The organism is Sphingomonas sp. 28-62-20 (assembly GCF_002281505.1).
The window spans coordinates 48,671-59,619 of record NZ_NCGH01000028.1 but is presented as its reverse complement, the minus strand read 5'-3'; the positions used below and the strand labels follow the sequence as shown (position 1 = coordinate 59,619).

The following is a 10,949-nucleotide window of genomic DNA, read 5'->3' as shown; positions in this document are numbered from 1 at the left end:
CGCCGCCGAATGGAACTCGACGCGCTACTCGACGCCGTCAAGCTGGTGAGCGCGTAAGGCACGCGACCAATCCGCCGACCGGACAAGATTGAGCAGTGCTGATGCTTCGCGCCCACGAGGGCGACCGGCCACCGAATAAATGGCAACCGTCCGCCGCAGGTCGAGCGCCGAACAGGCAAGATGCCGGACCCGCGACGAATTCATCGCGCTCGCCGGCATGATCGCAACGCCGAATTCAGCCACGACCAGCGCTTCGAGATCACGATCCGAATCGACTTCATGGGCATGGTCGAGATTGATCCCCGCCGCATCAAGCCGTTCGGTTTCGAACTCGGCCATATCGGTGCCCGCATGAACCAAAAACCGAGTATCGCGGATCAACTCGACGTCGAGGTCGATGGCATTGTGCATTGCGAGCGGATGATCGACGCCGACGACCAGGTCAAAGGCTTCGCTGAACATCGGCCAGGTTTCCAAACGATCCCAGCGTTCACCCATCGGCCCGCCAACGGCCAGATCGACTTCTCCGCTCTTGAGCATCGCCGCAATTTGCGCCCCGGTGCCGCGACGCAGCTTCAGCTGAAGCCCGGGAAAGCTGCGGTGCATTTCGCTCAACGGCCGCATCAAATGCACCAGATCGAGCGTCCGCGATACCGCCAGTGACAGGGTCGGCACTTCGCCCTTCTTGATCTTGGTCGCGAGCAATTTGGCGGTCTGCGCACTTTCATAGCATTGCTGGAGAAACGGCTGCATCCGGTTGCCGAGGTCGGTCAGATGGGTATTTCGACCCTCGCGCCGGATCAGGTCACCGCCAAGTTCGTCTTCCAACTGCTTGATCGCGCGCGTCAACGCAGGCTGCGTCACGTTGCATTCTTCTGCGGCGCGCGTGAAATTGAGCACGCGCGCGACCGACAAGAAATAGCGGACCTGCTGCATTTCCATGTGATGCGACCCCCTCCCCGGGTAGGCCGCTGCCGTCTAGCAGGTAGTGCGAAAGCTGACTAGCGGGCGCCGAACCACCGCTCGACCGCGAGGCCCAGCGCGATCGCGACAGCCATGCTCGCAACGGCCACCCAGGCATAGGCTTGCAGCAACGGGATCCCTACAAGCAGCAGCTCGTCATTGCCACCGGGAATGAGCAGGCTGCCCCAACCCATCAGCACCCCGCCGCCAAGGCAGCGGATCGCCGATTCAAGCGTCGGCGCGCGTAGCTCCAGTCGCCCCGCCGTCCAGCCGCCGACCAACGCGCCAGCGAATAGCATCACCATCAGCACCGCCTTGACGATCACGCCTTGGGTTTCGCCCTGCGCGAGCGACAACAGCGCATAGGTATAGGCCCAGGGTCCGATGGCGATCAGCGAGATTGCAAAGACGATGCCGATGACGGCTGTCGCATGGTGCGGCGTCCAGATATGCGCAGCGAGCATCCGCGCCCGGCCCGCGCGGATTACCTCCACGCTGCGCCAGCCGACGAACAGCGCAAAGGGCACGAGCAGCCAGCTTGCCGCGAACAACGGCGACGCGACATGCATTTGTGGGAATTTGCCGATCAGCGGCCAAATCGTCAGGCAGCCGAGATAGAAGCCGATCGGTGTCAGCACATAGGTCCATTCGCCCGAGCCGAACTTGGCAATCGCCCCGAACACGCACGCACGAGTGACGAACGCACCGAGGCCGAGCAACAGCCCCCCGGCGACCGTGGCGAGTGTGGCTGGATAGCCGATGGGAAGGGTCTCATGCCCGCCAAGTACCCGCCAAAGCAGCACACCGCCTGCGACCCAGACAGCGGCCTCGGTAAGGCCGAGAAAGCGCCAGGCGCTGCGCTGGGTTACAACCTCATCGACCGCGGCGACCATGCATGTCGCGCCGCGCTGAATGGCATAGCCCATAATCGTCGCACAGACTGCCGCGATGAAAAAGGCAAAACTCAACAGCGCGACTGACATCAACTTCGCTCAGTTGGCAGCATCAGCGGCGATAGCGCCAGCGACTTCGGCCGCCATCTTGAACTGCGCGTCCTGGGTGGTGATCCGATAGCGTTTCGCCATGAACCGGAAATCGGTCCAGGCGAGCCAGACGCTGCCATCGGCCTCTTCGACCACCAACATCCGCACTGGCCAGTCGAGCCCGGCGTAGCGGTTCGCCTGAAGGAATTGCACGCCCAGCGGCGGGTTGCCAAAGCGCACAATCACCGACTTGCCGATCGTCAGATTGGCTTCCTTGCCGAGCGCCTGCTGGTCGAGTGCATCGAAAAAGCGCACGCCCTTGGCCGCGATCGCTGCTTTCAGGCGTTCGACCGTTTCGTCAAAGCCGTGGCTGCTGCGGACACGCACGACGCCGTCGGCATTGGACTGCTTAGCACTTGACGTCGGCGCAGCCTGCCGCGCTTCAGCCGGGGTACCAGTGATCGCCAAGGCGATGGCGAGAAGGATAGGACGAGCGAACATGGGTCAATCTCCATTGAGGCGGGGGAGTCGCCGGGATGCCCGCCTTTTCCTCGATCGCGCGCGCAAACGGGAATAGGAATGTCGCATCGAGTTGATGCCCGAATGCTATGGCTCAGCGAAGTGCGGCAGCGGCGTTCGGACGCGCTGTCTAGGCGTGGTCGGCTATCCCGCAAGTTCGCTGAGAGGGATGTCCGCTTTCTACAACGAGGCAGTCACCTCAGAACGGCGACGGTTCAGAGCAAAGCTGAATCACTGAATTCGCACTTTCGAACGGCAGCATTTCGCAGAAGCTGCCGTTTATCTGCGATCATAGGAACGACCGACTATGGGTCGACAGCGGTCGGCACCGCGCATTGCAATCAAACGGCAGCTACACAGTGGTTGCTGACCAAAAGCGGTCGATCGGCGCCGGGAGCTTAGGCTTGATCGCAAAGCTGATTGAAATTCACGCCATCAAATTTTACGCCATCGATCATTTCGCACAGCATTGTCGCGGTGCCTTGCGGCATCCTGCCGTATTTGCCCGTTACGCTGCCCTTTTGGTGGCCGAGAATGAGCGGGCCAAATTGATCGTCGAGGAAGCCCGCCGTGCGAAGTTCGTCGGCCATATAGTGTCGAAAAGCGTGGGAACCGAGCCCATCACCCTCTTCCTTTACGCCGATTTTACCGAGGTATCGGCGCCACCACTTCGACGCTTTAGCGCCGATGTGATCTCGCGAATTTGCCACCATTTCGGGAAATAGCTGACGAGTTTCGTCACCTCCGGCGATTTCAACCTGGGCGGCATGAAACCGCAAAAATCCGATACCCTCCAGTTTCCGGTGAACCGGGACCATTCGGTTCTTACGTGACTTCGTGTGTTGCCCGGTTTTTGTGTCGTCGCGGAGGTGAATGAACCACCGATCGTGAAGTTCTTCGATATCGGAAACTCGGAGCTGAGCTATCTCGCCAATGCGAGCACCTGAAAACATCGCAATCAAGGGAATCCATTTACGCCAGTCGTCGGACAGCACATTGCCTGGCTTGTGTTCGGCACCGTCTCTGAGAAATCCCTTAAATAGTGGAGAACCCAGGATCGTATTCAGCTGATTGACAGTGAACGGGCACCGTTCGTTTGCAGCCTTGTCGGCGTCGACGAACAAACCGTCGCAGCCGTTGGTGTCGGCGTAGCCATTGCGCACGGCCCATCGCAAAAACGAAGACAGGGCTGATAGCTTGCTGTTGACAGTTTGAGCATCGATCGTCCGCCCTTTTAACACCGCCGCCTTCGCAACAGCGGCCCGCATGTCTAGATTTTTATAGGCATTTGAGTTTCGATAGTTTCGGGGCAGCGCGGCGATAGCGTTTCGCCAATCACGGATCTCATCCCGGCCAATAGCAGCGAGCCGCCGATCATTTCCAACACAATCTGCGAACATTTGGACGACTATCCGCTTCCCATTAACGGTATCAGGGCGTTTGCCTGCACCTAGCTGTTCGGCAGCGAAGCGCTCAAAAAGCTCAAGGATCGTCTGCCCCGCGGGTGCAGCTTCACCCAACCGTTGCCCAACGCGCTGAATGAGCTTGTTGTCCGTGGAGGCGTCAACTGCGCCAGCCAGCCGGAAAAGCTCGCAGAGCCGCGCGTATCCGTCGCTGTGTTTTGGCAACATCCAACCAAGCGCATCGACAATCTCATCGGCAAGGTATGATACCGTTTTGCTGTCGTTCGTCGCCGCTGCGCGCATCCGGTGGCGCAGCTCACTCTGGTGCCAGCCGACATTCGCATCAAACAAGCTAATTGAGCTATTGCGCATTCCGACTCTGCCAGCGTCCATTCGCTCGAGCTCCATTTCGTAGCCGACGACGGTCGCAGCTTCCTCCAAATCCTCTTCGTTGGGGACCACGCAGCCGCGCCATTGCTCAAAAAGTTCGGCGCGGAATTTACCAGCCAGGATAGATGCTTCGCGGCGATCTGCGGTGTTAAGTGACCGCTGAATGATTTTTGTGCCGTCTTGGCCTTGGTATTGTTTGGGCACTGCCATTCGGAACCAGATTGATCGCGATCCAGGGCGGTCCCATAGGTAACGGCCGATCGCGGGATGAGAGGTTTTCATACCCAACGATGCACCCTAACCTATAAAATATACACAGAAATATACAGCGAAGGAGCTATCAACCCACAGAAATCAGCGACTCGCAGGGATCCCTTGTCAAGGTTGCTATGTTGGTTCGAATCCTCTCTTCCCGACCATCACTGATCCATCCGCTTAAGCGATCGCGTCGCCACTGTTCATCGGCCCCACGATGCGCCTTTTGGACCTTGCCGGTCCTCCCCCATTCCCGCCCCTTTGCCCGCCAAATCTGCTGCACATGCGAACACCCCTTGGGGCCAGCCCAAAGCCGTGATAGGCGCACCCTTATGCTCAATATCAACGGCATTACGGTGCGGCTTGGCGGTCGCACGATATTGGAACGTGCAAGCGCGACCTTGCCGGCGAAGAGCCGTGTCGGGCTGATTGGCCGCAATGGCGCTGGCAAATCGACGCTGATGAAGGTGATGATCGGCCAGCTTGATGCCGATGATGGCGAGATCGAGATGCCGCGCAAGACGCGGATCGGCTATCTCCAGCAGGAAGCCCCGCACGGGAGCAAGACGCCGATCGAGACGGTCCTCGAAGCCGACACTGAACGTGCCGCGCTGTTTGCGGAGGCCGAACATTGCGTCGATCCTGACCGCGTCGCTGAACTCTATGAACGGCTCGAAGCGATCGACGCCTATACCGCCGAGGCCCGGGCCGCGCGCATCCTGGTCGGGCTCGGCTTTGACGAGGAAATGCAGCAGCGCCCGCTCGACAGCTATTCGGGCGGCTGGAAGATGCGGGTGGCGCTCGCCGCCTTGCTGTTTTCCGAACCCGATCTGCTGCTGCTCGACGAGCCATCGAACCATCTCGATCTCGAAGCGACTTTGTGGCTCGAAAGCTTCCTCAAGGCCTATCCCGGCATGATGGTTGTCATCAGCCATGAGCGCGATCTGCTCAACAATGTCGTCGATAACATCCTGCATCTCGAAGGCGGCAAGACAACGCTTTACGCTGGCGGCTATGACGCATTTGAGCGCCAGCGCGCCGAGCGCGCGGCACAACTCGCCGCTGCCAAGGCCAGCCAGGATGCGCAGCGCGCCAAGCTGCAGGATTATATCGCGCGCAATTCCGCCCGCGCCTCCACCGCCAAACAGGCCCAGTCGCGCCAGAAGATGCTGGCGAAGATGCAGCCGATCGCCGCGATGGCCGATGATCCGACCTTGAGCTTCGATTTCCCCAGCCCCGATGAGCTGAAGCCGCCACTGGTGACGCTCGATATGGCCAGCGTCGGCTATGGCGACAAACCGATCCTGCAGCGGTTGAACCTCCGCCTCGATCCCGATGATCGCATCGCGCTGCTTGGCCGCAACGGCAACGGCAAGACCACGCTTGCCCGCCTGCTCGCCGCGCAACTCGCGCCGATGGACGGCGACATGACCAAATCGGGCAAGATGCGCGTCGGCTATTTCACGCAATATCAGGTCGAGGAGCTCGACGGCGAGGATACCCCGCTTGAGCATATGCAGCGGCTGATGGGCGACAAGACCCCCGCCGCCGTCCGCGCCCAGCTCGGCCGTTTCGGCTTTTCGGGGCAAAAGGCGACGACCAAGGTCGGCAAATTGTCGGGCGGCGAGCGCGCGCGGTTGGCGCTCGCGCTTATCACCCGCGATGCGCCGCACATGCTGATCCTCGACGAGCCGACCAACCATCTCGACGTCGATGCGCGCGAGGCGCTAGTGCAGGCGCTCAACGCCTATGATGGCGCGGTCGTCGTCGTCAGCCATGATCGCCACATGATCGAGCTCACCGCCGATCGGCTGGTGCTCGTCGATGCCGGTACCGCCAAGGAATATGCCGGCAGCTTGGATGACTATACCGATCTGATCCTCGGCCGGAACCAGCCCAAGGGCGATGCCAATGCGGCCAAGGGGGGCAGCAAGAAGGACAAAAAAGCTGCCGCCGCAGAGCGCGAGCGCGCCGTCGCGCTGAAAAAGACTGCGCACGAAGCCGAACAGGCGGTGGTGAAACTCACGTCACAGCGCAGCGCCATCGACCGCGCGATGTTCGATCCATCGGGTGCTGAGCCCTGGCTCGCCAAGCTGTCGATGAGCGAACTTAGCCAGCGTCGGGCCGAAGTCGACGCCAAGCTCACCCTCGCCGAAGCCGCCTGGCTTGACGCGAGCGAGGCGCTGGAATCGGTGGCGGCCTGATCGCCGATCGGTAATAAGGTCGGCTGATAAGGAGAGCCGGCCAAATGCAGCATGCGAAGACGGCGCTCACCGCGCGCTCCGGCCCCTATCGCGGTATCGCCGCTGAAATGTTCCGCTGGCTGTGCCTCGCCTATCTTAAGCTCGGTGGCTGGACGATGCAGGGCGATTGGCCACCACTCGCCAAGGCCGTGCTGCTTGCTGCCCCGCACACGTCGAACTGGGACGGCATTAATATGCTCGCGGCGGCTGGCTATTACCGGGTGACGTTGCGCTGGATGGGGAAGAAGAGCCTCACCACCGGCCCATTTGGTCGGCTGGTCCTTTGGCTCGGCTGCGTCCCGATCGATCGCGCGGCGAGCCATGACGTCGTGCAGGCAATGACGGACGCTTTCGCCACCGAAGACGCAATGATCCTCGCCATCCCGCCCGAAGGTACCCGCAGCCTGACGCGCGAATGGAAGACGGGCTTCTACCACATCGCCGTAAAGGCCGGCGTGCCGATCATCCTGACGGTGCTCGATTATGGCACCAAGACGATCCGCGTGGCCGACGTCTTCCACCCGACCGGCGATTATGCCGCCGACATTCTCCAGATTCGCGCACCGTACAAAGAAGCGGTTGGCAAGGTGCGCGGGGCGTTTGCGACGGGGGGGTGAGGGCACTCGCCCCGCCCGCGCCTTTGTGGCAGCATCACGCCATGGCGCGGACCGTCATCTCCTATGCATTGTTGCTCGCCCTCGCGGCGACCGCACTGCAATGGCTCGACTATCGATACACAGTCCACGCCTTTTCAACCGAACTCTACGTCACGCTGTTGGCCATCGGCTTTATCACGCTCGGCATCTGGACGGGCGCACGCCTCACCCCGCGCACGATCGCCGGACCATTTCAGCGCAACGATGCCGCGATCCGCGCGCTCGGGCTGACGCCGCGCGAATGCGAGATTCTCGCCCTGCTCGCGTCGGGCCAGTCGAACAAGGAGCTCGCCCGCAGCCTTGGTATCTCGCCCAATACGGTCAAGACGCATGTCGCACGTGTCTATGAAAAGCTTGCCGTCACGCGTCGGATCGAGGCGATTGAAAAGGCGCGTACGCTCGCCCTGATTGCCTGAAATAGTGGGGTGATGGGGCGGGTGATGGGGCCAAATCACCCATCCGGGTGATAGCATCTGGCCCAGGCGCGGGGATAGAGAGGCGGCTATCAGCAATGCCGGGGGAGAAGCGGGCATGAACAGCATCACCAGATACGCAGCGATTTATGGCGGGTGTTCCGGCGCGGTCATCATCGCCACGATTATCGGCGGTACGGCGCTGGCCGATCGCATCAGCTTCGCCGGGTCCGAATTTTTCGGCTATCTCGTCATGCTGGTCGCACTGACCTTCATCTTTGTCGGCATAAAGCGCTACCGCGATATCGAGCGCGGCGGCATCATCCGCTTCCTGCCGGCCTTTGGGGTAGGGCTCGCGATCGCGCTGGTCGCAGCTTTTGTCTATGTGTTGGTGTGGGAAGTCTATCTGGCTGCGACCAACTATGCCTTCATCAACGATTACATCGATGGCATCCGCCACGCCAAGCAGGCAGCGGGCGTGACCGGAGCAGCGCTCGATCGCGCCATGGCGCCGCTGGAAGCCATGCGGACCAGCTACGCTAACCCATTGTTTCGCTTGCCGATGACCTTCATGGAAATCGCACCCGTTGGCGCCGTGGTGTCGCTCGTGTCGGCCGCCCTGTTGCGCAACCCGCGCATCCTGCCGGCGCGTTAAGGCACGGCGCCCGCATTCGGCACCCGCCGTGCGGAAATGATCCGCACCGGTGCCGCAATCATCTGACCCTTCATGAACCCTTCGCCCAGCGTCGGTGAGGTCGGCGCGTCGAATATCCGCGCGACGACCTCCATCCCCGCCACGACACGGCCAAATGCTGCATAGCCTGCGGTATCGCCGATCGCCTCCGGATGCGCGTCGAGCCCGGGCATATCGGCCAGCAGGATCGAGAAATCCCCGGTCGCAGTACCCGGCGCATAGCGCGCCATTGATATCGTCCCGGCCTTGTGGAGAATGCCGGTCTGCGTCGTCGCTTCATGCGCGATCGGCTTCAGCGTGCGCTGCGGCACATTCTGCGTGCCGCCCTGGATCAGGCCGTTGGGCTGCGTCCCCCAGGCCAGCCGCATTGCGCGGTAAAAGGTCGTGCCGTCGAACAGCTTGCGATCGACATAGGCGACGAAATTCTCGGTCGTGACCGGCGCATGCAGGTGATCGAGATCGAGCGTGATCACCCCCGCATCAGTCGTGATCGCCACCCGTACCGTATCGCCAAGCACGGCAGGCGGTGGCGGGGCAGGGGCGGCTTTGCGCCTCGGGCTCGCGCTCGCAGCGCTAGTCAGCAGGGCAAGGGCGATAATCGGCGCGGCGATGCGGGCAAGGATAGGGGGCATTACCGCAATCTACCGTTTTGCGCCGCTCACCGCCACCTTCATCGCGCTAAATCGCCAGCCCCGCCGCGTTGCCGCTCGCCCAGGCCCATTGGAAATTATAGCCGCCAAGCCACCCGGTCACATCGACTGCCTCGCCGATCGCATACAGCCCCGGCAGCTTGCGTGCCGCCATCGTTTGAGACGACAGCCCGTCGGTCGAAATCCCGCCGACCGTCACTTCGGCCTTGGCAAACCCCTCGCTGCCATTCGGCATAAAGCGCCAATCGGCCAGCCGCGCGGCGATATCGGTCAGTTCGCGATCGGTATAGGTTAGCAACGCACCGCCAAATGGCAGCTTTTCGGTTAACGTATCAGCGAGCCGCAATGGCAGCACGCTCGCCAGGCTGTTGCGTAAGCTCACCTTTGGCCCCGCGCGTTTCGCTGCGACCAGCCAATCGCGCGGGCGTCCGGGCAGGAAATCGATGCCGATCGCCTCGCCGTGCCGCCAATAGCTTGATACCTGCAGGATCGCCGGGCCCGACAGCCCGCGATGTGTGAACAACGCCGCCTCCTTGAACACCGCCTTGCCGCACCGCGCCACCACCTCGGTCGCGACGCCCGACAGGGTTTGGAACAAGGTCTCGTCACCCCCCAAGGTCAGCGGGACAAGGGCAGGGCGCGGCTCCACGACCTTCAGCCCGAACTGCCGCGCGAGATCATAGGCAAAGCCCGTCGCGCCCATTTGCGGGATTGAGGGGCCACCGGTCGCGATCACCAGTGCCGGTGCCGTCTCGATACGATCGCCAAAAGCCACCCGAAACCGGCCGTCCGCATGCTCGACTGATCGGATTGCCGACCCCAGCGCGATATCCACCTGCCCCTTGGCGCATTCGTCGAGCAGCAGATTGACGACCTGCTTGGCCGATCCGTCGCAGAATAACTGCCCCAGCGTCTTTTCGTGCCAGGCAATCCCGTGCGCCTCGACCAGCGCGATGAAATCGGCGGGCGCGTAGCGGCTCAGCGCTGATTTGGCGAAATGCGGGTTGGCAGAGATGAACTGCGCGGGCGTGGTGCCGATATTGGTGAAATTGCACCGCCCGCCGCCCGAAATCAGGATCTTCTTGCCCACCGCATCGGCATGGTCGATCAGCAGCACGCGCCGCCCGCGCTGCCCCGCAACCTGCGCACAGAACAGCCCGGCCGCCCCTGCGCCCAGGATAATCGCATCATAGGGGGCAGGCGGTGTTATTCCACGTCGCCCGTAAACCACATGCGCTGCAATTCGCGCTGCTTGTCCATGAACTGGTGCTTCAGCGCGCCGAGCACGTGCAGCCCGACCAGCACATAGACGGCATAGGCCGCGATCTCATGAAACTCGCCGAACAGATCATGCATCTGCTCCTTGGTCACCGCGTCCAGGTTCATGATGTAGCTGATGCGCGGAAAAGGGATTACCCCGAACAGCGTCAGCGGGTTTTCGTCAGCCGCTTTCCACGCCGAATCATGCATCCAGCCCGTGATCGGCATCGCGAAGATGATCACATAGAGCAGCACATGCGTCACATGGCTCAGCTGCACTTCCCATTTCGCATAGCCGGTGGGCAGCGCGGGCGGAGTGTGCGTGAAGCGCCACAACAGCCGCATGATCGCCAGCCCCAGCACGGTAATGCCAATCGATTTGTGCAGGTTGATCGCCGGGCGAATCGATTCCTCGGGGTAAAACTCCCAGGTCAGCGCCAGGAACACGTTGATGATAATCCCGATCGCAACAAGCCAGTGGAGCGTAATCGCAAGGCTGGTATAGCGGCGTGCTTCCATC

General features: G+C 61.7%; 11 protein-coding genes. 4 read left to right on the top strand and 7 right to left on the bottom strand.

Annotated elements, in window-relative coordinates:
* Positions 1-24: 24 nt before the first annotated feature.
* The 4 genes from B7Y43_RS17830 to B7Y43_RS17815 all read right to left on the bottom strand — a co-directional run bounded on the left by B7Y43_RS17830 (position 25) and on the right by B7Y43_RS17815 (position 4,540).
* The gene (locus B7Y43_RS17830) at positions 25-942 is read right to left on the bottom strand and encodes a LysR family transcriptional regulator (RefSeq protein ID WP_374133025.1); all 918 of its coding nucleotides are present in this window, start codon (positions 940-942) and stop codon (positions 25-27) included.
* Between the two features lie 59 nt (positions 943-1,001).
* Positions 1,002-1,946, bottom strand: a complete 945-nt coding sequence (locus B7Y43_RS17825; RefSeq protein WP_374133024.1) for a YeeE/YedE thiosulfate transporter family protein — start codon at positions 1,944-1,946, stop codon at positions 1,002-1,004.
* 9 nt (positions 1,947-1,955) lie between these two features.
* A complete protein-coding gene (locus B7Y43_RS17820; protein ID WP_374133023.1) occupies positions 1,956-2,447 on the bottom strand; it encodes a DUF302 domain-containing protein in 492 nt (163 codons plus the stop codon).
* 416 nt (positions 2,448-2,863) lie between these two features.
* Positions 2,864-4,540: a site-specific integrase gene (locus tag B7Y43_RS17815; protein WP_374133028.1), complete on the bottom strand. Its 1,677-nt coding sequence runs from the start codon at positions 4,538-4,540 to the stop codon at positions 2,864-2,866.
* A 305-nt stretch (positions 4,541-4,845) separates the two neighbouring features.
* Here B7Y43_RS17815 and B7Y43_RS17810 point away from each other — a divergent pair, with 305 nt between their 5' ends.
* The 4 genes from B7Y43_RS17810 to B7Y43_RS17795 all read left to right on the top strand — a co-directional run bounded on the left by B7Y43_RS17810 (position 4,846) and on the right by B7Y43_RS17795 (position 8,480).
* Complete coding sequence (locus tag B7Y43_RS17810) at positions 4,846-6,717, top strand: ABC-F family ATP-binding cassette domain-containing protein (protein ID WP_374133022.1); 1,872 nt, start codon at positions 4,846-4,848, stop codon at positions 6,715-6,717.
* Positions 6,718-6,761: 44 nt separating this feature from the next.
* Positions 6,762-7,373 carry a 1-acyl-sn-glycerol-3-phosphate acyltransferase gene (locus tag B7Y43_RS17805; protein ID WP_374133021.1) on the top strand — a complete coding sequence of 204 codons (612 nt, stop codon included), beginning with the start codon at positions 6,762-6,764 and terminating at the stop codon, positions 7,371-7,373.
* Between the two features lie 41 nt (positions 7,374-7,414).
* Positions 7,415-7,828, top strand: a complete 414-nt coding sequence (locus B7Y43_RS17800; RefSeq protein ID WP_374133020.1) for a response regulator transcription factor — start codon at positions 7,415-7,417, stop codon at positions 7,826-7,828.
* Positions 7,829-7,943: 115 nt separating this feature from the next.
* A complete protein-coding gene (locus tag B7Y43_RS17795; RefSeq protein WP_374133019.1) occupies positions 7,944-8,480 on the top strand; it encodes a DUF4199 domain-containing protein in 537 nt (178 codons plus the stop codon).
* Here B7Y43_RS17795 and B7Y43_RS17790 read toward each other — a convergent pair.
* Genes B7Y43_RS17790 through B7Y43_RS17780 form a run of 3 tightly spaced genes read right to left on the bottom strand, consistent with a single transcriptional unit; the run spans position 8,477 to position 10,948 of the window.
* Positions 8,477-9,151: a peptidylprolyl isomerase gene (locus B7Y43_RS17790; protein WP_374133018.1), complete on the bottom strand. Its 675-nt coding sequence runs from the start codon at positions 9,149-9,151 to the stop codon at positions 8,477-8,479. The genes B7Y43_RS17795 and B7Y43_RS17790 overlap by 4 nt on opposite strands.
* A gap of 46 nt (positions 9,152-9,197) precedes the next feature.
* Entirely contained in the window at positions 9,198-10,379 is a 1,182-nt protein-coding gene (locus B7Y43_RS17785) for an NAD(P)/FAD-dependent oxidoreductase (RefSeq protein WP_374133027.1), read from the bottom strand.
* The gene (locus tag B7Y43_RS17780) at positions 10,376-10,948 is read right to left on the bottom strand and encodes a cytochrome b (protein ID WP_374133017.1); all 573 of its coding nucleotides are present in this window, start codon (positions 10,946-10,948) and stop codon (positions 10,376-10,378) included. The genes B7Y43_RS17785 and B7Y43_RS17780 overlap by 4 nt, the downstream gene beginning before the upstream one ends.
* Between the last annotated feature and the right edge of the window lies 1 nt (position 10,949).